The sequence below is a fragment of the Thermus sp. FJN-A genome, assembly GCF_054655095.1.
Genome location: NZ_BAAHSC010000194.1, coordinates 52,088 through 71,859, shown reverse-complemented (window position 1 = coordinate 71,859; position 19,772 = coordinate 52,088). Strand labels below are relative to the sequence as shown.

Below are 19,772 nucleotides of genomic sequence, written 5' to 3'. Positions count from 1 at the left end.
TGCCAGGACCCCCATGCTGGCTCCGCCAGCATGGGGTGGCGTTAGCGGGCCTGCTGGGCGGCGATGAGGAGAGGGTCCCAGACGGGGCTAAAGGGGGGGGCGTAGGCCAGGTCCAGGGCGAGGAGGTCCTCCACCGTACCCCCCTGGTGGAGAAGGGCGGCCAGGGCATCGATGCGCAAGACCCCATGGCCGTGGGCCACCACCGCCCCGCCCAAGAGCTTCCCCGTCCCCTCCTCGTAGACCAGCTCCACCCAAAGCGGGGCGCTTCCCGGGTAGTAGTGGGCCCCGTCCCGGCTTTGGATGAAGACCTTCTTGGCCCGGAAGCCCTCCTTCAGGGCCGCCTCCAGGGAGAGCCCCGCGGTGGCCACCGCCAGGCCGAAGGCCTTGAAGATGGCCGTGCCCACCACGCCCCCAAAGCGGGCCTCCTTCCCGGCGATGACGCTTCCCGCGGTGCGCCCCTGCTTGTTGGCCACGTCCCCCAGGGGAAGCCAGTAGGGCCGCTTTAGGACCTGGTGGAAGCTTTCCGCCACGTCCCCGGCGGCGTAAACCCCTTCCAGGTTGGTCCGCATCCTTTCGTCGGTGGCGATGGCCCCCGTGGGGCCCAGGGCCACCCCCAGGGCCTGGGCGAGGTCGGTGTTGGGCCGGATGCCCGTGGCCACCAGGACCAGGTCCGCGGGCACCACGCCCTCCGAGGTCTCCACCGCCTCCACCCGGCCTTGGCCCCGGAGGGCCTCTATCCGCACCCCCGTCCAGACCTCCACCCCGTGGCGGGAAAGCTCCTCCGTAAGGAGCCTTCCCACCTCCTCGTCCCAGTGGGGCAAGGGGCGCTCCTTGGCCTCCAGGAGGGTCACCTCTAGGCCCCGCTTGCGGAAGGCTTCGGCCACCTCGAGGCCGATGTACCCCGCCCCCAGGATGGCCGCCCGCCGGGCCCCCTCCAGGGCCTGGAGGAGCCTTTCCCCGTCCTCCATGGTCCTCAGGGTGTAGACCCCCTGTTGCTCCGTACCGGGGATGGGGGGAATCTGCGGCCTCGCCCCCGTGGCCAGGACCAGGTAGTCGTAATGGTCCTGGAAGGTTCGCCCCTCCGCGTGGTCATGCACCGTCAGGGTGCGGAGCTCATAGTCTATGTCCACCACCTCGTGGCGGGTGTGGACCCACACCCCCTGTTTGCGGAACTCCTCCGGGGTGCGGGCCACCAGCTTTTCCAGACGGGGGATCTCCCCGGAGAGCACGTAGGGTAGGCCACAGGCCCCGTAGGAAACCCACCCCGACTTCTCGTAGACCACCACTTCCAGCTCGGGGTTTTCCCGCTTGGCCTTGGCGGCGGCGGAGGCACCCCCCGCTACCCCGCCCACCACCACCATGCGCTTGCCCATGGGGGGTATTTTGCCACAAGGAGGTTGGGCTAAGTGTCCCAGGCTAATAGACTTAAGATGAGGTAAGGCCATGGGGAATCGCTTTCGCGATCGAGTCAAAGGGTTGGTTGAAAAAGTTATTCGTGAAATGGGGCTTAGCCAGCGGTACCGTGTGGAAATAGAGTATCCCTCGCCCCATGGGAGCGCGATTCGGGAGCAGGGTCGCAAAGTAGATGTAGCTGTGTTGGTTCTTTCAGAAGAAGGCAAGTTTCAACCTTATCTTTTCCTGGAGTGTAAGTGGCAAGCGAGTCGGGGCACAGCCGAGGACAAAATCTTTCGCGCCGCAGAAGAGGCAAGGCGGGATCGTCTGTTGGGGGTTCACTCAGTCGTGGTGTTAGGAGGCAAGGGGTTTGGCTCAAAGATGCGCCGATGGGCTTTGACAGAAGGTTTTGTCCACGAGGCTTTTCTTGAGGTCTGGTTAAGGGAGTTTTTCGGCCAATGATCCAACCTTTGCTTGATCTTCCAGAGGCTTCTTCAGACCAAAGGTCCTTGTCCCCACCCCTCAAGTGGGCCGGGGGTAAGCGCTGGCTTGTTCCCTACCTTTCGTCCCTTTATGAGCCGCATCGTCGCCGCCGTTGGGTAGATCTTTTTGCTGGGGGGTTAGCTCTTCCTTTAGGACTGAAACCGGATAAGGCTCTGCTTAACGACATCAATCCTCATTTGATTAACTTCTACAAGTGGATTCAGAAGGGGTTGGAAATAACCATCCCGCTCGTCTACGACAGGGAGGTATATTACGCCTATCGTAGGCGATTTAATGACTTGATCCAACAAGGTTTGTGGCAAACCAAAGAAGCAGCTGAACTCTTCTACTACTTGAATCGCACCGGGTACAATGGCCTTTGTCGCTTCAACCAAAAGGGAGAGTTTAATGTCCCCTTTGGTAAGTATAAAAAGGTTAACTATCAGAGAAGATTTGCTGATTACCAAGAAATCTTCCAAAAATGGGAGTTTTCTTCACTAGATTTCCGCCATGTACCGCTCCAACCAGACGACTTTGTCTATGCCGATCCACCCTACGACGTTGAGTTTACAAAATATAGTCCCGAAGGATTTGGTTGGCGGGATCAGGTAGACCTCGCAAAGCTTCTCGCTCAACATCCAGGTCCGGTTGTGATCTCTAACCAAGCGACGGAACGGATACTGAGGCTTTACAGAGAGCTGGGTTATGAGTTGCACCTTCTTCCAGCACCTAGGCGCATCAGTTGCAATGGCGACAGGCAAAAAGCCTTGGAGGTCTTAGCTGTGCGTAACCTTTAGAACCTCTTCCCTTACCAAGCTTCCTCCTTTGAGGTATAGGGCGCGTTCCGCCCGGGCGGCCAGCTCCAGATCGTGGGTCACCAGGATGAGGGTGCGCTCCTTTCCCGCCTGGAAGAGGAGGCCCGCCACCTGCTCCCGAGAGGCCAGGTCCAGGTTGCCCGTGGGCTCGTCGGCGAAGAGGATGGGGGGGTCCAGGGCCAAAGCCCGGGCCAAGGCCACCCGCTGCTGCTCCCCGCCGGAAAGGCGGCTCGGCAGGTGGGAGGCCCGCTCCTCCAGCCCCACCTGCGCCAAAAGGGCCAGGGCCCGCGCCCGCCTGGCCTTGGGGGCCACCCCGGCGAGGAGGAGGGGGAAGGCCACGTTCTCCCAGGCGGTCAGGGTGGGGATCAGGTTCCACTGCTGGAAGACGAAGCCCATGTGCCGGAGGCGCACCCCGGCCCTTTCGTCCTCGGGGAGGCGGTGGAGGGGGGTGTCCCCCAGGTAGACCGCGCCCGCCGTGGGCAGGTCAAAGCCCGCGAGGAGGTTGAGGAGGGTGGTCTTCCCGCTTCCCGAGGGCCCCACCACCGCGGTGGCCCCCCGGGGGAAGGCGTAGGTGAAGTCCAAGAGGGCCACCACCTCCTTCTCCCCTTGCCGGTAGCGCTTGGTGAGGTTTTCCGCCCTGAGCGTCATCGTTACCCTCGCTTCCGGGTCTACACCCTCCCCAGGGCCTCCACCACCGGGATGCGGCTGGCGTGGTGGGCGGGGAGGAGGCCGGCGGCCAGGCCCAGGGCCAGGGCCACCCCGAGGGCGAAGAGGGCCAGGCGGGGGGTGATGGCCGAGAGGGCCAGGCCCACCTGGTCCATGGTGTAGAGGTTGATGGCGTAGGACACCGCCCCCCCCAGGCCCAGGCCCAAGGCCCCGCCCAGGAGGGCCAGGAAGAGGGCCTCGAGGACCACCAACCGGAAGATGAAGCCCCGCCTGGCCCCCAGGGCCCGCATGACCCCGAACTCCCGGGTGCGCTCGTACACGGACATCATCACCGTGTTGGCCACCAGAAGCCCCCCCACCACCAGGGCCACCAGGCTGATGCCGAAGCGCACCAGGTCGCCGATCCTTAAGGCCCGCTCCGCAAAACGCATCACGTCCCCCGTGGTCTGGGCCTTGAGGCCGGGGACGGCGGCCTCGAGGGCCCGGGCCACCTCCTCCGCCCTCTGCCCGGGGTTCAGGGCCACCAGAACCGCGCTGTAGTTTTGGGTGCCCAGCACCTCCTGGAGGGCCTTTAGGGGCACGAAGATGAGGTTGTCCGCAAGCCCCCCGCTCTCCTCCAGGACGCCCTCCACCCTAAGCGCCACCCGGGGGGAGAGGCGGAGGGGGCTTCCCAGGGAGAGCTCGCTCCGCCTCGCCACCTTCCCCCCCACCACCGCGCCCCCCTCTGTGGGTACAAGCCGCCCCTCCTTCACCTTGAGCCCGGGGTAGAGGAGGTCGGGGGCCACGCCCCGGGGCAGGCCCTGGAAGAAGAAGCTGCTCTGGGGGTCAAACCCGCCCCGGGCCAGGAAGAGGGTGGGCACCAGGGCCCTGACCCCTAAGGCGCGGCCCGCCTCCTCCAGGCGCGCGAGCTGCCCGGGGGTGATCTCCGGGTAGGCCCCGAACCCCAGGCCCTCCGCGCCCTCGGGCACCACCTGGATGGCGGGCCCCACCCGGGAGAGCTCCTGGAAGAGGGAGCGCCTCAGGCCTTCCCCGAAGGAGAGGAAGAGGACCATGCTGCTGGTGGCGATGAGGACGCCCAGGAGGGTGAGGAGGCTCCGCACGGGGCGGGCCAAGAGGTTGCGCAGCACCAGGTGAAAGACCTCCACGGGCCCAAGCTTACCCCGGGGAGGGGGAAGGGGGGTGTGGGGCAGCCCACAGGGCCCTTGCTTTAGAGGAGCCTTTCCACAAAGCGGGTGTCCACCTCCTCCAGGAAGGCCCGGGGATCCACCTTCTTCCTCTCGGGGTGCTCGTAGTAGGCCTTCTCGGCCTCGGCGAAGTTCTCGTGGGCCACGAACCAGAGGAATTCCCGGTCCGAGAGCCAGTAGGCCCCGAGCACCTGGAAGCCCAGGGCCTGGCGCAGGGGAACGATGACCCGCAAAAAGACCTCCTGGAAGGCCTCCCTGGCCCCCTCCTTCAGCCGGTAGCGGCGCATCTCTACGGTCATAAGAACAGCCTATAATCAAAGGCATGCGCACGGCGGAGATCCGGGAGAAGTACCTTTCCTTCTTTGAGAGCAAGGGGCATCTGCGCCTGCCCTCCTTCAGCCTCATCCCCGAGAACGACCCCTCCCTTCTCTTCACCTCCGCGGGCATGGCCCCCTTAAAGCCCTACTTCCTCGGGGCCAAGCCCATCTTCTTCGGCAAGGAGTGGCGCAGGATCACCACCTGCCAGAAGTGCCTCCGGGTGGGGGACATAGAGAACGTGGGCCGGACGGGGCGGCACAACACCTTCTTTGAGATGCTGGGCAACTTCTCCTTCGGGGACTACTTCAAGAAGGAGGCCATCCTCTGGGCCTGGGAGTTCCTCACCGAGCCCCAGTGGCTGGGCCTGGACCCCGACCGGCTCTGGGTCACGGTCTACGAGGACGACGACGAGGCCTACCAGATCTGGCGCGACCTGGTGGGGGTTCCCGAGGAAAGGATCGGCCGCTTCGGCGAGGACGAGAACTACTGGCCGGGCGGGGCCATCACCCACGGGCCGAACGGGCCTTCTGGCCCCTGCTCGGAGATCTTCTACGACCGGGGGCCGGCCTTCGGCACCCCCGACGAGACGGGCCCCAACACGGGGAGCGGGGACCGGTTCGTGGAGATCTGGAACCTGGTCTTCACCCAGTACGACCGCCAAGGGCCCATCCCGGGCCCCGGCATCCTCAAGCCCCTGCCCCAGAAGAACATAGATACCGGCATGGGCCTTTACCGGGTGGCGGCCATCCTGCAGGACGTGGAGGACTTTTACCGCACGGACACCTTTTACCCCCTCATTGAGCGGGTGGCCCTCCTGAGCGGGAAGCCCTACGAGGGGAAGGCTTCCGTGAGCCACCGGGTGATCGCCGACCACGTGAGGGCGGTGGTGGCCGCCCTTTCCGATGGGGTGACCTTCTCCAACACCGGAAGGGGGTACGTGATCCGCCGCCTCCTCCGGCGGGCCCTCAGGCACGGCTACCTCCTGGGGCTTTCCCAACCCTTCCTGCACAGGCTCGTCCCGGTGGTGGCGGAGCTCCTCGGGGATTTCTACCCGGAGATGCGGGAGAACCAGCCCGCGGTGGAGCGGCAGGTGAGGCTGGAGGAGGAGCGCTTCCTGGAGACCCTGGAAGGGGGCCTCAAGCGCCTGGACGCCCTCCTCTCCGGCCTCAAGCCCGGGGAGGTCCTGTCCGGGCAGGAGGCCTTTAGGCTCTACGACACCTACGGCTTCCCCTTGGACCTCACCGTGGAGATCGCCGCCGAGCGGGGGTATGGGGTGGACACCGAGGGGTTTGAGCGGGCCATGGAGGCGCAGCAGGAGCGTTCCCGGGCGGCTATGGCCTTTGAGCGGGAGATCTTCAAGAAGAGCGCCCAGGTCCTGGAGGAGCTTTACGCGGAGCGGGGGGCCACGGAGTTCTTGGGCTACCAGGCCCTCGAGGCCGAGGCCGAGGTCTTGGCCCTCTTGGCCGGGGACCAAAGCCTGGAGGAGGCCGGCCCCGGCACCGAGGTCCAGGTGGTGCTGGACCGGACCCCCTTCTACGCGGAAGGCGGCGGGCAGATCGGGGACTTCGGCCTCCTGGAGTGGCCTGGGGGGCAGGCGAGGGTGGAGACCACAAAGAAGACCGAGCAGGGCCTTTTCCTGCACAAGGCCCGGGTGGAGGAGGGGGTCCTCCGGGTGGGGGGGAAGGTGCGGGCGGTGGTGGACCCCGCCAGGAGGCACACGGAGCGCCACCACACCGCCACCCACCTGCTCCACGCCGCCCTGAGGGCCGTTTTGGGCCCCCACGTGCGCCAGGCGGGGAGCCTGGTGGCCCCCGACCGCCTGCGCTTTGACTTCACCCACCCCGAACCCCTAACCCCCGCGGAGGTGGAGCGCATAGAGCTATTGGTGAACCGCTGGATCATGGCGGACTTCCCCGTGAACTGGCGCTACATGCCCCTGGAGGAGGCCAAGAAGGAGGGGGCCATGGCCCTCTTCGGGGAGAAGTACGGGGAGGTGGTCCGGGTGGTGCGGGTGGAGGGGAGCCCCCTGCCCGGGGTGGAGTCCAAGGAGCTCTGCGGGGGCACCCACGTGCGGCGCACGGGGGAGATCGGGGCCTTCCTCATCCAGAGGGAGGAGGCGGTTTCCGCCGGGGTGCGGCGGGTGGAGGCGGTGGCCGGGGAGCCCGCGGTGCGCCTGGCCCGGGGTAGCCTGAACCGCCTGAAGGCCCTGGCGGAGAGGCTCTCCGTGGGGGAGCCGGCCCTGGAGGAAAGGCTGGAGCGGCTCCTAGAGGAGCTTCGGGCCAGGGAGAAGGAGGTGGAAAGCCTGAAGGCCCGCCTGGTCCAGGCGGAGCTCAGGCGGGAGGTGGCCCTTTCCGAAAAGGGAGGCCTCCGCTACGGGGTGGTGGAGCTTTCCGGGGTGGACGCCGCCGCCCTCCGCCAGGCGGCGGACGACCTGGTGGAGCGGGGGGCGGACGTGGCCTTGGTCCTGAGCGGGGGGCAGGCGGTGCTGAAGCTCTCCCGGAGGGCGCAGGAGGGGGGCCTCGAGGCCGGGACCCTCTTCCGCGCCCTCACCGCAAGGGCTGGGGGCCGGGGCGGGGGCCGGGGGGCCTTGGCCCAGGGGGCGGGCCTGGACCCGGAGAAGGCCCGCCAGGCCCTGCCGGACCTCCTCTAATACCACCCCATGCTGGCTTGCGCCAGCATGGGGCCCCGGGGATGCTACCCCGGGCGAGGGCCCGGTGGGGATTCCCGGAGCCCGTGGGGCGGATGCAAGGGGGTTCGGGTACAATGGGGCCATGGCCCTGTTCCTTGGTCTGGTGGCGGTGGCCCTCTCCTGGGCCCTCTTCGGCCTCACCTTCGCCCGGTACCGCAGGCGCCCTAGCCTGCACAACGCCTTTTACTCCCTGGGCCTCCTTTTCTTCGCCTTGGCGGTTTCCGCCGAGCTCATGGCCCGCCTAGGTGGGGCCTGGAGCCCCTTCCTCTACCGCCTTTGGTACCTTACGGGGGCCATGCACGGGGTGACCTTCCTGGGCTTAGGAAGCCTCGCCCTCCTCAACCCCAAGGCGGCCCGCGCCCTTCTCCTTTGGCTTTCCCCCTTCATCCTCTGGGGGTTTTTCCTGGTGGCCTCGGCCCCCTTGGACTTCTCCCGCCTCCCCGAGGCCTATGCCCCCCTGGGCACCGCCTTCCCCCCGCCAAGCCCCACCTCCCCCAGGCTCTGGACCATCCCCTTCAACCTCCTGGGCACGGTCCTCATGGCGGGGGTGGCCCTCTACACCACCCTCCTCTTCTGGCGGAGGAACCCCTTGCGGGCCCAGGGCACGGCCCTCATCTTCCTGGCCGCCCTCGTCCTCGCCTCCACCAGCACCTTAAACCGCTTCGGGGTGGTGGGCCTCGAGGAGGCCGGGCGGGCCTTCGGGGTCTTCCTCCTCTACCTGGGGGTGGCCCTGGCGGACCGCAGCGCGCAGTATGCGGGTGGGCGCGCTTGACGTGGGGGAGGCCAGGATCGGCCTGGCGGTGGGGGAGGAGGGGAGCCCCTTCGCCTTCGGCCGGGGCTACCTGGTGCGCAAGACCCTGGAGGAGGACGTGGAGGCCCTCCTGAACTTCGTGCGCCGGGAGGGCCTGGGAAAGCTGGTGGTGGGCCTGCCCCTCCGCACCGACCTGAAGGCGAGCGCCCAGGCGGGGAAGGTGCTCCCCCTGGTGACGGCCCTGAGGGCCAGGGGGGTGGAGGTGGAGCTTTTGGACGAGCGCTTCACCACCAAGGCCGCCCAGGAGCGTCTCCGCCACGCCCCCAGGCGGGTGCGGCGGGAAAAGGGCAAGCTGGACGAGATGAGCGCCGTGGTCTTGCTGGAGGATTACCTTGCCGGAAGGCTCTAGGAAGTGGCTCTGGCGGGGGGTGGTGGCCTTTTTCCTCACCTTCGCCCTCCTCCTCCTCTACGCCCTCTGGCTTTTGGGCCCCACGGGGAAGGAAACCACCGTGCGCATCCCCCGGGGGGCCACGGGCGCCGAGGCCGCGCGGATCCTGGAGGAGGCGGGCCTCTTGCGCTCCGGCTACCTCTTCTCCGCCTACCTCCGCTTTTCCGGGCGGGCCAAAAAGCTCGTGCCCGGGGTCTACCGCCTCAAGGGGGAGGGGGCCTTCCGCCTGGCCCGGGCCCTCACCGGGGGGGAGAGGCCCCTCACCGTGAGCCTCGCCTTTCCCGAGGGGGAAAGGGCGGTGGACTACGCCCGGCGGCTCTCCCAGGCGGGCCTGGACGGGGAGGGGTTTTTGCGCCTGGTCCGGGAGCCGGGGGCGCTGAAGCCCCCTTATGTGGCCGCCGAGACCCTGGAGGGCTACCTCTTTCCCGCCACCTACACCTTTGACCTCCTGGCGGGGCCGGAGGAGGTGGTGCGGGCCATGCTCCGCCGCTTTGAGGCCGAGCTCACCCCCCCGGTGCGGAGGCTTCTAGAGGAGCGGGGGCTTTCCGTGCATGCCTGGGTGACCCTGGCCTCCATCGTGGAGCAGGAGGCGGGGAGCCTCGAGGAGATGCCCTACATCGCCGGGGTCTTCCTGAACCGCCTGGAGAGGGGCATGCCCCTTCAGGCCGACCCCACCGTGGCCTACGCCCTGGGGAAGAGGCTCCCCGAGCTTTCCCGCCCTGCGGGGGACTTCGCCGTGGACTCCCCCTACAACACCTACCGGTATGGGGGGCTTCCCCCGGGGCCCATCGGGAACCCAGGGCGGCAGGCCCTGCTCGCCGTCTTAAACCCGGTGCGCCGGGATGAGCGGGGCCGCCCTTACCTCTACTTTTTCCACGCCCGGGGGAGGCTTTACCTGAACGCAGACTTTGAGGGCCACCTCCAGGACCTCTCCCGCCACCGCTACTCCTCCCCCTGACGCAGAAGCCTGAGCTGGGCGTAGGCGAAGAGGAGGGTGAGGACCAGGATGAACACGGTGACCGCCGCGGCGTACCCCAGGCGGAAGTTCTCAAACCCCGACTCGTAGAGGTAGTAGCCCAAAACCCGCGTGGCCCCGTAGGGCCCGCCCCGGGTGAGGAGGAAGACGGCGGAGTAGGACTGCAGGGAGAGGATGGTGCCCACCACCAGCAGGAAGACCACCGCCGGGCGCATGAGGGGGAGGACCACGTGGCGGAAGGCTTCCAGGGGCCCCGCCCCGTCCACGTAGGCGGCCTCGAGGAGGGCCTTGGGGATGGCCTTGAGCCGGGCCGAGGCCACCAGCACCCCGTAGCCCAGGTGCCGCCAAAGGGTGAAGACCACCACCATGAGAAGCGCCCAAAACCCCTCCCGGTCCCAGGGGGGGATGGGGAGGAACTGGGCCAGGGCCCCGTACTCGGGGGTGAAGAGGGTGTACCAGGAGAGGGTGGCCCCCCCCAGGGTGACGAGGCCCGGCAGAAAGAGGAGGCTTTTGGCAACGCGCTCGTAGGGCATGCCCTCCAGGGCCACCGCCAGCCCGATGGAGAGGCCCACGAAGAGGGGAAGGGCCAGGAGCATGAACTTGAGGGTGACCCAGAGGCTCCCCCAGAAGGCGGGGTCTCGGAGGAGGTCCTGGTAGTTCTTGAGCCCCACGGGCTTGGGCTCGGAGAGCCCCGACCAGTCCCAGGTGGAGAAGCGGATAACGTCCAAAAAGGGGTAGAGGACGAAGACCCCCAGGGTGAGGAGGGCGGGAAGGGAGAAGAGGAGGAGGGGGAGGCGGCGCACGGGCTACCAGAGGTAGAGGAGGCTAAGGAGGAAGGGGTAGCGGTCCGAGGCGGAGACCTCCAGGGCCAGGGGCTCCAGGTAGAGCCTAAACCCCACGCCCCAGGCCAGGTGGAACCCCCCCTGGTACCCGACTCCCAAGGTGCCGGAAAGGGCTCCTCCGGGAAGCTCCAGGCTCACCACCGGCCCCAGGTGGACCCCCAGGGGATAGCGCAGGTCCAGCCCGAGGCCCAGGGAGGTGTACAGGTCGGCCAGGACCAGCCCGGGGAAGAGGTTGGCCTTGAGGAGGGCTTGGACCTCGGGGTTTTGCGCCACGAGGGCCTGCACGTCCAGCCCGGTGTCAATGCCCAAGGGGGCGAAGGGGAGGAGGGCGCTCCCCTGGAGGTAGAGGCCCTTGCCGGGGGCGTAGCCGAGGCCCAGGGTGTTCTCCGGGTAGGCGGGGGCCTGGGCCAGGGCCAGTCCCCAGGCGAGGCCGATAAGGGCGAAAAAGCGCCTCATAGCCTCTCCATCCTACCAGGTAGTATGGGGCGCATGGAGGTGGCCTTTTCCTTGGAGCCCGCGTCCTCCCTCGTCCCCGCCCGGGAGGCGCCCCTTTTGGTCCTCGTGGGCCTCACCGGGGTGGGCAAGAGCACTCTGGTGGAGGCCCTGGGCCTGCCCCGGCTTCCCGACCGCCGGGAGCTTGTGGACCTCTTCGTCCTCCCCCGCTACGGGGCCAAGCCCCCCATCCCCCGGGAGGAGCGCTTCCGCCTCACCCGGCGCTTCCGGGAGGAGTTCCCCGGCGGGGTGGCGGAGGTCCTGGCCAGGGGGTACGTCCCCCCTCACCCCCTCCTCCTCTTTGACGGCCTAAGGGGGGAGGCGGAGGTGGCCTATGCCCTGGATAACCTCCCCAAGGCGCTTTTCGTGGTCCTCCACGCCCGGGAGGCCACCCGCCTCAAGCGGCTCCTTTCCCGGAAGGATGCCTTTGACCGGGCCGTGGTCCGCCCGGAGGAAGCGGCGGAGCTTAGGGCCCTGGCCGAAGGGGTGCTCTCCCCGGCGGAGCTGGAGGAGGCCTTGGCCCTGGCCCCCTTGGCGGAGGTCCTCGCCAAGCTCAAGATCGTGGCCGAGGAGAAGCGAAACTATGACCCCCAAGGCCTCTTGCGCCTCCTTAAGGGCCACCCCCGGGCCCTGGTGCTGGACACGGAGCGCCTTTCCCCGGAGGAGGAGGTCCTGGCGGTGCGGGCCTTCCTGCGGGGGCAAGGCCTCTAAAATGGCCTCATGGCGACCCTGCGCCACCTACGGCTCATCCCTTTCCGCATCCCCTTGAAGGCCCCCCTACGCTGGGGGAAGGCCTCGGAGATGGCCGCCTTGGAGCACGCCCTTTTGGAGGTGGAGCTCTCCGATGGCTCCCTGGGCCGGGCGGAGGTGGCCATAAGGCCCACCATCTACGGGGAGACCCTGGGCGGCGTGCGGGCGGGGCTGGACTACCTGAGGCCCAAGCTTTTGGGCCTCGAGGCCGACGACCAAGAGGCCATCCGCGCCGTCTTGGAAAGCTTCCCTTGCAACCATGCCCTCAAGGGGGCCCTGGACACCGCCATCTGGGAGGCCTGGGCGAGGAGCGAGGGGGAGGAGCTCTTCCAGGTCCTGAAGCCTGCAAAGCACCGGGTCCGGGTGGCCTACATCCTGGGCCTCGGGGAGGAAGAGGAGGTCCTAGAGGACGCTCGCATGGCCTATGGCGCGGGGGTCCGGGTCTTCAAGGTGAAGGTGGGGCGGGACCTGGAGGCGGATACCCGCCGCATCCTCCGCCTGAAGGAGGCCTTCCCCGAAACCGAGCTCTATGCGGACGCCAACGAGACCCTCTCCCCCAAGGAGGCCGAGCGCTACCTCCAGGCCTGGAGGGAGCTTGGCCTCCGCTACGTGGAGGAGCCCTTGCCCATAGAGGAGGTGGAGGCGAGGCGGGCCTTGAGGGAAAAGGGGATCCTCCCCCTCATCGCCGACGACTCCGCCATGACCCCTAAGGACCTTCGCCGGGAGCTCCATTTGGACACCTTTGACGTCCTGAACCTGAAGCCCGCCCGCACCGGGATCACCTGGACCTTGGAGATGCTGGCCCTAGCCCGGGAAAAGGGGAAGCGGGCCATGGTGGGAAGCCAGGCCCAAAGCGCTTTCGGGGCTTACCAGTCGGCCCTTTTGGCCTTCCAGCAGGGGGTGACCGAGCCCAACGAGCTCGCCTTCCACCTCAAGGCGGAAGGGGGTTTCCTCCCCTTCCCCGCCTTCCGGGAGGGGTGGCTCTACTGGGACGACCTGGTGGAGGCCCGCTTTGACGAGGAGGCCTTTGCCCGCTACGCCCTAGAGTAGGGCCAAGGCGGGCCGAAAGTCCGCCATAACCCCAAGGGCCCCCGCCTCTAGGAGCTTTTCCCGGGGATGCCCCGTGAGGAGGGCGTAGGTGGGGATCCCCGCCCCCACGGCGCTCCGCACCCCAGAGGGCGAGTCCTCAAAGGCCAGGGCCTCCCCCGGGGCTACCCCCAGGCGGCTCAGGGCCACCCGGTAGGGCAGGGGGTCGGGTTTGCCCCGGCCCACTTCCTCCGCCAGGACCAAGAGGGGAGGCCTTAGGCCCAGGGCCTTCAGGACGTGGTGGGCGTTCTCCTTGGGGGCGTTCGTCACCACGCCCCAAAGGAGGCCCCGTTCCTCCACCCTTTGCAAAAGCTCCGGGAGGCCCGGGGTGGGCCTGAGCCCCTGGGCCAGCCCCCGGAAGCGGGCCTCCTTGGCCTCTATGAGCCTTGCCGCCTCCGCCCCTTCTAGGCCCAGGAGGTCCCGCACGATCTCGGGATTCAGCCGGCCGGAGATCCTCGCCCGGTAAAAGTCCGGGTCCACCTCGAGGCCATAGGGCCTGAGGACCTCCCGCCAGGCCAGGAGGTGCAGGGGGTCCGTGTCCGCCAGGGTGCCGTCCAGGTCAAAGAGGAGCGCCCTAAGCATAGGCCTTGCCTCGCTCTAACCCAGAGATGAGCGCGAAAAGCCCCAGGGCCAGGAAGAGGAAGCCCAGGGGAATGCTCTCCCCAGGCAAGAGGGCGAAAAGGGCGGGGATGAGGGTGCTTCCCGTGGCCCCCGCGTAGAGGAGGCCGCCCAGGGCCTTGTGGCCGAAGCGGGCCTGGACCAGGGCGAAGAGGGTGGAGAAGAGGGGGCCCAGCAGGAACCCCACCAGGGGAAAGAGGAGGGCGGTGGGGGGGAGGAGGTTTAAGAGGAGGAGGCCCAGCACTCCCAGGAGGAGGCCTCTGAGGGCGGCCATGGGCCTTCGCGCCACCCGACCCGCCAAGAGGAGCCTTCCCAGGGCCAGGAAGAGCCAGTAGAGGGAGAGGAGAAGGCCCCCTATGGTGCTGGCGTGGCCCAAGGCCTCCAGCCAGACCCGGTTCCAGGTGGCCAAGGCGCCCTCCAGGCCGGTATACAGGGCCGCGGCCAGGAGGAAGGGCCAAAGGCCCCGCCCACGCTCCCGGGGGGCGTGGGCCACCGCCGGGGCCTTTCGCACCAAAAGGGCGCCTAACCAGGCCAAAAGGGCCACCAGGAGGAGGACGGAAGGGTAGGGCAGGAGGGTGAGGGCGAAGGGGGTGAAGACCGCCCCCAGGCCGAAGGCCACGTTCACCCGGTTGAGGAGTTCCACCCGCTTGGCAGGGTAGAGTTCCCCCACCAGGCTATTGCCGTGGACGTTGGCCACCCCCTCCCCGAGCCCCAGGAGGAAGGCCAGGGCCACCACCAGGGGAAAACTCGGGGCCAGGGCCAGGCCCAGGAAGGCCAGGCCCAGGAGGAGGAGCGCGGTGGGGAAGAGGGGGTGGCGCCTTTCCCCCTGGGCCAGGCGCACGCCCAGGAGGAGGCCCAGGAGGAGGGCGGTGAAGAACCAGGAGACCTCCCCTTCCACCCCGTAGCGCGCCCGCCAGTGGGGCAGGGCCGCCCCCGGCAGGGCCACGATCACCCCCACCAGAAAGAGCGCCAGGAAGGAGCCCCAGAAAAAGCGCACGTCCGCCATTCTCCCCCTTCCTGACCCTTTGGTCAATAATGGGGAGCATGGAGGCGGCCTTGGAAAAAGCCCTGGCCGGCGAGGGGTACTTCGCCTTTCCCGGCCTCCTCTTGGTGCGGGGCCCCGATGCTCACACCTTCCTCCAGGGCCAGTGCACCCGCGACCTCAGGCGCCTGGCGGGTCCGGGCGGGGCCCTCTTCCTGAACCACCGGGGCCAGATAGAGGAGGCGGCCACCCTCTTTCCCCACCCGGAGGGATTTCTCCTCGCTCCCTGGGGCACCCTGGAGGGGCTAAAGGCCCGCCTTAAGCGCTACATCGTCTTTGACCAGGTGGAGCTTGTGGAGCTTCCCCTGTACCGCCTCGTGCGTGCGGACGGGCGGGAGGAGGTGGCGTCAAGCGGGGAAGGGGCCTACCCGGAGGCGCTTTACCCCCTCTACACCCTCTTGAAGGGCCTCCCCCTTCTCCCCGACATCCGGGGGGAGCTCCCCCAGAGCGTGGGCCTTCTCCACCTGGTGGATCACGGCAAGGGGTGCTACGTGGGCCAGGAGATCATGGCCCGCACGGAGGGCAAGGAGGTCCCCTACCGCCTGGTGGGGCTTAGGGCCCAGGAGGCTGGCCTGGTTCCCGCAGAACTCCTCCACGGGGGCCGGAGGGTGGGGGAGGCCAAACGCCTGGAGGAAACCCCCTTTGGCCCTTTGGGCCTAGGGGTGGTGCGCCGGGAAGTGCCCCTGGGGGCCTTGGTGGAAGGGGGTGGGGGGCGGTACCTCGTGGAGGCCCTCCCCTTCAAGGAGGCGGCATGGAGCGGGCAGAGATCATCGGGGTAGGCACCGAGCTCATCCACGGGGAAACCCTGGACACCAACACCGCGGAGATCGCCAGAAGCCTAAAGCCCTACGCCCTTAAGGTGGAGAGGACCCTGAGGGTGGTGGACGAGGTGGGACCCCTGGCCCGGGAGGTGCGGGAGGCCTGGGAAAGGGCCAGGCTCGTGGTCCTCTCCGGGGGGCTTGGCCCCACCCCCGACGACGTCACCCGGGAGGCGGTGGCCCTGGCCCTGGGGGAGCCCTTGGAGCTGGACGAGGCCGTGCTCCTGGAGATCGAAGCCCTCTTCCGCGCCCGGGGCCGGGCCATGCCCGAGGCCAACCGCAAGCAGGCCCTGAAGGTGCCTTCCGCCACCTGGCTCCAAAACCCCCGGGGCACGGCCCCGGGCTGGTGGGTGCGCAAGGAGGGCAAGGACCTCGTCCTGCTTCCCGGGCCCCCCGTGGAGTGGCGGCCCATGTGGCAGGAGGTTTTGCCCAGGCTCGGGCTTCCCTCGAGGCCCTACGCGGAAAGGGTGCTGAAGACCTGGGGCATCGGGGAGTCGGACATCGTGGAGCGCCTGGGGGAACTCTTTCAGCGGGGTGAGGAGGTGGAGGTGGGCACCTACCCCAAGCTTCAGGGGGTGGAGGTGGTGGTAAGGGGCCGGGCGGACCTGGTGGCGGACCTTTCGGAGCGGATCAAGAAGCGGCTTCTGCGGGAGGTCTGGGGCGAGGGCGAGCTCACCCTGGCGGAGGCGGTGAAGCGCCGCCTGGAGCTGGAGGGGGCTACCCTTTCCACCATGGAGAGCCTCACCGGGGGGCTTTTGGGGGCGGAGATCACCCGAGTGCCGGGGGCGAGCCGGGTATACCTGGGCGGCGTGGTATCCTATTCCGTAGGGGCCAAGGCCCGCTTCGGTGTGCCGGAGGAACTCCTCGCCAAGACGGTCTCCGCCGAGACGGCCAAGGCCATGGCGGAGGCTGCCCGGGCGCTTTTCGGGTCCACCTATGCCCTTTCCACCACCGGGGTGGCGGGGCCGGACCCCTTGGAGGAAGAGCCCGTGGGCACGGTCTACGTGGCCCTGGCGGGCCCTAAGGGAACAGAAGCGCGCCGGTACCGCTTCCCCGGGGACCGGGAGGCCATCAGGCTCCGGAGCGTGTACGCCGCCTTGGCCCTCCTTCTGACATGAGGCTCTTCTACGCCGTTTTTCTTCCGGAGCCGGTGCGGCAGGCCTTGGTGGAGGCCCAGGGCCAGGTGGCCCGGTACAAGGGCTGGAAGGAGGTAGCCCCCCACCAGCTCCACCTCACCCTCCTTTTCCTGGGGGAGAGGCCTGCGGAGGACTTGGAGGGCCTTTTGGCCCTGGGGCACCGCCTGGGGCGGCGTTTTCCTCCCTTTGTCGCCCGCATCCGGGGCACCGGCTACTTCCCCAACGAGGGTACCCCTCGGGTCTGGTTTGCCAAGGCGGAGGGGGAGGGCTTCCTTCCCTTGGCGGAGGGGCTGAGGCAGGGGGTGGTGGAGCTCTTGGGGGAGGAGGCCTTGCGGCCGGCGGGGGACAGGCCCTTCAAACCCCACATCACCCTGGCGCGGCGCAAGGCCCCCGCGCCCCGGGTACCCCCCGTGGTCTTCGGCCTGGAGTGGCCCGTCACCGAGTTTGCCCTGGTGCGCTCGGAGCTCAGGCCCAAGGGGCCTGTGTACACCATTTTGGAGAAGTTCCCGCTGAGAGGTGAGCATGGACGAGAACAAGAGGAAAGCGCTGGAGAACACGCTGAAGACCATTGAGAAGGAGTTTGGCAAGGGCGCGGTGATGCGCCTGGGGGAGATGCCCAAGCTCCAGGTGGACGTGATTCCCACGGGCTCCTTGGGCCTGGACCTGGCCCTGGGCATCGGGGGCATTCCCCGGGGGCGGGTGGTGGAGATCTACGGCCCCGAGTCCGGGGGCAAGACCACCCTGGCCCTGACCATCATCGCCCAGGCCCAGAAGCAGGGGGGGGTGGCCGCCTTCGTGGACGCGGAGCACGCCCTGGACCCCCTCTACGCCCAGAAGCTCGGGGTGCAGGTGGAGGACCTCCTGGTCTCCCAGCCGGATACCGGGGAACAGGCCCTGGAGATCGTGGAGCTCCTGGCCCGCTCGGGGGCGGTGGACGTGATCGTGGTGGACTCCGTGGCCGCCCTGGTGCCCAAGGCGGAAATTGAGGGGGAGATGGGGGACCAGCACGTGGGCCTCCAGGCCCGCCTCATGAGCCAGGCCCTGCGCAAGCTCACCGCGGTCCTCTCCAAGAGCAACACCGCCGCCATCTTCATCAACCAGGTGCGGGAAAAGGTGGGGGTGATGTACGGGAACCCCGAGACCACTCCCGGCGGCCGGGCCCTGAAGTTCTACTCCAGCGTGCGCCTGGACGTGCGCAAAAGCGGCCAGCCCATCAAGGTGGGCAACGAGGCGGTGGGCATCAAGGTCAAGGTGAAGGTGGTGAAGAACAAGCTGGCCCCGCCCTTCCGCGAGGCGGAGCTGGAGATCTACTTCGGCCGGGGCCTGGACCCGGTGATGGACCTGGTGAACGTGGCCGTGGCCGCAGGGGTCATAGACAAGGCGGGGAGCTGGTTCTCCTACGGGGAGGAGCGCCTCGGCCAGGGCAAGGAGAAGGCGGCGGAGTACCTCCGGGAAAGGCCCGAGCTTTTGCAAGAGATCCGGGCCAAGGTGCTGGAGCGGGCCGGGGAAGTGGTGTTGGCCGCCAGCGAGGAAGAGGGGGAGTAGATGACGCTTTTGGACCTGGTGCTTTTGCTCCTGGTCCTCCTCTTGGCTTCGGCCCTCTTCCTGAGGCGCAAAGGGGATGGGCAGGAGGCCAGGGGCATCCTGGAGGCCGCCAAGGTGGAGGCCCGGGAGGCCCTCGAGGCCGCCCGGAAGGAAGCCCGGGAGATCCTGGAGGCGGCCCGCCAGGAGGCCAAGGCCCTGCGGGAAGAGGCGGAGGCGAGGGCCAGCGCCCTCCGCCAGGAGCTGGAAGCGGAGCACAAGAGGCGGGCGGAGGCCCTGGAGGCCGAGGCCAAGAAGCGGCTTTTGGCGGCGGAAGAGCGCCTAAAGGCCGAGCGGGAGGAGTTAAAGGGGGAAAGGGAGCGCTTGAAGGCGCTTCAGGAGGAGCTTAAAGGGGAAAGGGAGCGCCTGAAGGAGGAGCGCGAGGAGCTTCGCCGGGAGGCGGAGCGGCTTTCCAAGCGGGGCGAGGCCCTGGACGCCCGGGCCCTAAAGCTGGACGCCCTGGAGGAGGCCCTGAGCCGGCGGGAAGAGGCCCTGAGGGAGCGGGAAGGCCAGCTTTTGGAGCGGGAGAAGGAGGTGGAGCGGCGGCTCTACCAGGTGGCGGGCCTCTCCCCGGAGGAGGCCAGGCGGCTCATCTTGGAGAAGCTGGACCAGGAGCTGGAGGAGGAAAAGGCCCAGAGGGTGCGGGCGGCCTTGGAGCGGGCCCGCCTCGAGGCCAGGCGGGAGGCCCAGAAGATCCTGGCCCAGGCCATGCAGCGCCAGGCCTCGGAGACCGCGGCCCAGCTCGCCGTCACCGTGGTGCCCATCCCCTCCGACGCCATGAAGGGGCGCATCATTGGCCGGGAAGGCCGCAACATCCGCACCTTTGAGGCCCTCACGGGGGTGGACCTCATCATTGACGACACCCCGGACGCCGTCCTCCTCTCCTCCTTCAACCCCATCCGCCGCGAGATCGCCCGCATGGCCCTGGAGGAGCTTTTGAAGGACGGCCGCATCCACCCAAGCCGCATTGAGGAGGTGGTGGAGAAGGCCAAGCAGGAGATGAAGACCTTCATCTACGAAAGGGGGGAGGAGGCGGCCCTGGAGGCCGGGGTGGTGGGCCTGAAGCCCGGACTCATCCAGCTTTTGGGCCGGCTCCACTTCCGCTCCAGCTACGGGCAGAACGTCCTCAAGCACTCCATCCAGGTGGCCCACCTTGCCGGGATCATGGCAGCGGAGCTTGGCCTGGACGCCGCCCTCGCCCGGAGGGCCGGGCTCCTCCACGACATCGGCAAGAGCGTGGACCGGGAGGTGGAGGGAAGCCACGTGGAGATCGGCATCGCCCTGGCGCGGCGCTTCGGGGAGCCAGAGGAGGTGGTGGACGCCATCGCCCACCACCACGACCCCGACAACGCCGAGACCCTCTACGCCGTTTTGGTGGCCGCGGCCGACGCCCTCTCGGCGGCGCGGCCCGGGGCGAGGCGGGAGAGCCTCGAGGAGTACCTCCAGCGCCTGGAGGCCCTGGAGCGCATCGCTCTCTCCTTCCCCGGGGTGGAGACGGCCTTCGCCGTGCAGGCGGGCCGGGAGGTGCGGGTCATCGTCAAGCCGGAGAAGATCAGCGACGCCAAGGCCACCCTCCTGGCCCGGGAGATCGCGAGCCGCATTGAGAAGGAGATGAACTACCCGGGCCAGGTCCAGGTGACCGTGGTGCGGGAGACCCGGGCGGTGGAGTACGCTAGGTGAAGTGA

The 19,772-nt window shown here is 68.2% G+C and carries 21 protein-coding genes; 13 read left to right on the top strand and 8 right to left on the bottom strand.

Annotation, left to right across the window (positions count from 1 at the left end; translation table 11 throughout):
• Positions 1 to 41 precede the first annotated feature (41 nt).
• Positions 42 to 1,373 carry an FAD-dependent oxidoreductase gene (locus ACYQ0J_RS09725; protein ID WP_460171951.1) on the bottom strand — a complete coding sequence of 444 codons (1,332 nt, stop codon included), beginning with the start codon at positions 1,371 to 1,373 and terminating at the stop codon, positions 42 to 44.
• Positions 1,374 to 1,443: 70 nt separating this feature from the next.
• Between ACYQ0J_RS09725 and ACYQ0J_RS09720 the strand changes: the two genes are divergently transcribed.
• Together ACYQ0J_RS09720 and ACYQ0J_RS09715 are read left to right on the top strand one after the other, a co-directional pair.
• Positions 1,444 to 1,854: a PD-(D/E)XK nuclease superfamily protein gene (locus tag ACYQ0J_RS09720; RefSeq protein ID WP_243093606.1), complete on the top strand. Its 411-nt coding sequence runs from the start codon at positions 1,444 to 1,446 to the stop codon at positions 1,852 to 1,854.
• 8 nt (positions 1,855 to 1,862) lie between these two features.
• Entirely contained in the window at positions 1,863 to 2,672 is an 810-nt protein-coding gene (locus ACYQ0J_RS09715) for a DNA adenine methylase (RefSeq protein ID WP_460171950.1), read from the top strand.
• Here ACYQ0J_RS09715 and ACYQ0J_RS09710 read toward each other — a convergent pair.
• The 3 genes from ACYQ0J_RS09710 to ACYQ0J_RS09700 all read right to left on the bottom strand — a co-directional run bounded on the left by ACYQ0J_RS09710 (position 2,652) and on the right by ACYQ0J_RS09700 (position 4,839).
• Complete coding sequence (locus ACYQ0J_RS09710; protein ID WP_460171949.1) at positions 2,652 to 3,338, bottom strand: ABC transporter ATP-binding protein; 687 nt, start codon at positions 3,336 to 3,338, stop codon at positions 2,652 to 2,654. The genes ACYQ0J_RS09715 and ACYQ0J_RS09710 overlap by 21 nt on opposite strands.
• A 20-nt stretch (positions 3,339 to 3,358) precedes the next feature.
• Positions 3,359 to 4,501: an ABC transporter permease gene (locus ACYQ0J_RS09705; protein ID WP_460171948.1), complete on the bottom strand. Its 1,143-nt coding sequence runs from the start codon at positions 4,499 to 4,501 to the stop codon at positions 3,359 to 3,361.
• A gap of 62 nt (positions 4,502 to 4,563) precedes the next feature.
• Complete coding sequence (locus ACYQ0J_RS09700) at positions 4,564 to 4,839, bottom strand: NIPSNAP family containing protein (protein ID WP_460171947.1); 276 nt, start codon at positions 4,837 to 4,839, stop codon at positions 4,564 to 4,566.
• A 23-nt stretch (positions 4,840 to 4,862) separates the two neighbouring features.
• Between ACYQ0J_RS09700 and alaS the strand changes: the two genes are divergently transcribed.
• The 4 genes from alaS to mltG all read left to right on the top strand — a co-directional run bounded on the left by alaS (position 4,863) and on the right by mltG (position 9,704).
• The gene (gene alaS, locus ACYQ0J_RS09695) at positions 4,863 to 7,508 is read left to right on the top strand and encodes an alanine--tRNA ligase (protein WP_460171946.1); all 2,646 of its coding nucleotides are present in this window, start codon (positions 4,863 to 4,865) and stop codon (positions 7,506 to 7,508) included.
• Positions 7,509 to 7,635: 127 nt separating this feature from the next.
• Positions 7,636 to 8,319 (top strand): hypothetical protein, encoded by a 684-nt coding sequence (locus ACYQ0J_RS09690; RefSeq protein WP_460171983.1) that lies wholly within the window; start codon positions 7,636 to 7,638, stop codon positions 8,317 to 8,319.
• A complete protein-coding gene (gene ruvX / locus ACYQ0J_RS09685) occupies positions 8,300 to 8,707 on the top strand; it encodes a Holliday junction resolvase RuvX (protein ID WP_460171945.1) in 408 nt (135 codons plus the stop codon). The genes ACYQ0J_RS09690 and ruvX overlap by 20 nt, the downstream gene beginning before the upstream one ends.
• Positions 8,691 to 9,704, top strand: coding sequence for an endolytic transglycosylase MltG (gene mltG, locus ACYQ0J_RS09680; protein ID WP_460171944.1), 1,014 nt, complete (start codon positions 8,691 to 8,693; stop codon positions 9,702 to 9,704). Before ruvX ends, mltG begins: the two co-directional genes overlap by 17 nt.
• On the opposite strand, the gene ACYQ0J_RS09675 is transcribed toward mltG, so the two are convergent.
• Together ACYQ0J_RS09675 and ACYQ0J_RS09670 are read right to left on the bottom strand one after the other, a co-directional pair.
• Positions 9,689 to 10,525 (bottom strand): carbohydrate ABC transporter permease, encoded by an 837-nt coding sequence (locus tag ACYQ0J_RS09675; RefSeq protein ID WP_460171943.1) that lies wholly within the window; start codon positions 10,523 to 10,525, stop codon positions 9,689 to 9,691. The two genes, mltG and ACYQ0J_RS09675, sit on opposite strands and share 16 nt — an antisense overlap.
• Before the next feature lie 3 nt (positions 10,526 to 10,528).
• Entirely contained in the window at positions 10,529 to 11,020 is a 492-nt protein-coding gene (locus tag ACYQ0J_RS09670) for a bioflim formation protein (RefSeq protein ID WP_460171942.1), read from the bottom strand.
• Positions 11,021 to 11,053: 33 nt separating this feature from the next.
• Between ACYQ0J_RS09670 and ACYQ0J_RS09665 the strand changes: the two genes are divergently transcribed.
• Positions 11,054 to 11,767: a DEAD/DEAH box helicase family protein gene (locus tag ACYQ0J_RS09665; RefSeq protein WP_460171941.1), complete on the top strand. Its 714-nt coding sequence runs from the start codon at positions 11,054 to 11,056 to the stop codon at positions 11,765 to 11,767.
• Between the two features lie 9 nt (positions 11,768 to 11,776).
• Entirely contained in the window at positions 11,777 to 12,856 is a 1,080-nt protein-coding gene (locus tag ACYQ0J_RS09660; RefSeq protein ID WP_460171940.1) for an enolase C-terminal domain-like protein, read from the top strand.
• Here ACYQ0J_RS09660 and ACYQ0J_RS09655 read toward each other — a convergent pair.
• Together ACYQ0J_RS09655 and ACYQ0J_RS09650 are read right to left on the bottom strand one after the other, a co-directional pair.
• Positions 12,848 to 13,474, bottom strand: a complete 627-nt coding sequence (locus tag ACYQ0J_RS09655) for an HAD family hydrolase (protein WP_460171939.1) — start codon at positions 13,472 to 13,474, stop codon at positions 12,848 to 12,850. The two genes, ACYQ0J_RS09660 and ACYQ0J_RS09655, sit on opposite strands and share 9 nt — an antisense overlap.
• On the bottom strand, positions 13,467 to 14,516 hold the full coding sequence (locus ACYQ0J_RS09650; protein ID WP_460171938.1) for an MFS transporter: 1,050 nt from the start codon (positions 14,514 to 14,516) through the stop codon (positions 13,467 to 13,469). The genes ACYQ0J_RS09655 and ACYQ0J_RS09650 overlap by 8 nt, the downstream gene beginning before the upstream one ends.
• 38 nt (positions 14,517 to 14,554) lie before the next feature.
• Here ACYQ0J_RS09650 and ACYQ0J_RS09645 point away from each other — a divergent pair, with 38 nt between their 5' ends.
• The 5 genes from ACYQ0J_RS09645 to rny are packed head-to-tail and all read left to right on the top strand — an operon-like array spanning position 14,555 to position 19,767.
• Complete coding sequence (locus ACYQ0J_RS09645; protein ID WP_460171937.1) at positions 14,555 to 15,331, top strand: YgfZ/GcvT domain-containing protein; 777 nt, start codon at positions 14,555 to 14,557, stop codon at positions 15,329 to 15,331.
• Positions 15,304 to 16,488, top strand: a complete 1,185-nt coding sequence (locus tag ACYQ0J_RS09640; protein WP_460171936.1) for a CinA family nicotinamide mononucleotide deamidase-related protein — start codon at positions 15,304 to 15,306, stop codon at positions 16,486 to 16,488. Before ACYQ0J_RS09645 ends, ACYQ0J_RS09640 begins: the two co-directional genes overlap by 28 nt.
• On the top strand, positions 16,485 to 17,078 hold the full coding sequence (thpR, locus tag ACYQ0J_RS09635; RefSeq protein ID WP_460171935.1) for an RNA 2',3'-cyclic phosphodiesterase: 594 nt from the start codon (positions 16,485 to 16,487) through the stop codon (positions 17,076 to 17,078). Before ACYQ0J_RS09640 ends, thpR begins: the two co-directional genes overlap by 4 nt.
• Positions 17,029 to 18,051 (top strand): recombinase RecA, encoded by a 1,023-nt coding sequence (recA, locus tag ACYQ0J_RS09630; protein ID WP_460171934.1) that lies wholly within the window; start codon positions 17,029 to 17,031, stop codon positions 18,049 to 18,051. Before thpR ends, recA begins: the two co-directional genes overlap by 50 nt.
• Positions 18,052 to 19,767, top strand: a complete 1,716-nt coding sequence (gene rny, locus ACYQ0J_RS09625; RefSeq protein WP_460171933.1) for a ribonuclease Y — start codon at positions 18,052 to 18,054, stop codon at positions 19,765 to 19,767.
• The last annotated feature ends 5 nt before the right edge of the window (positions 19,768 to 19,772 follow it).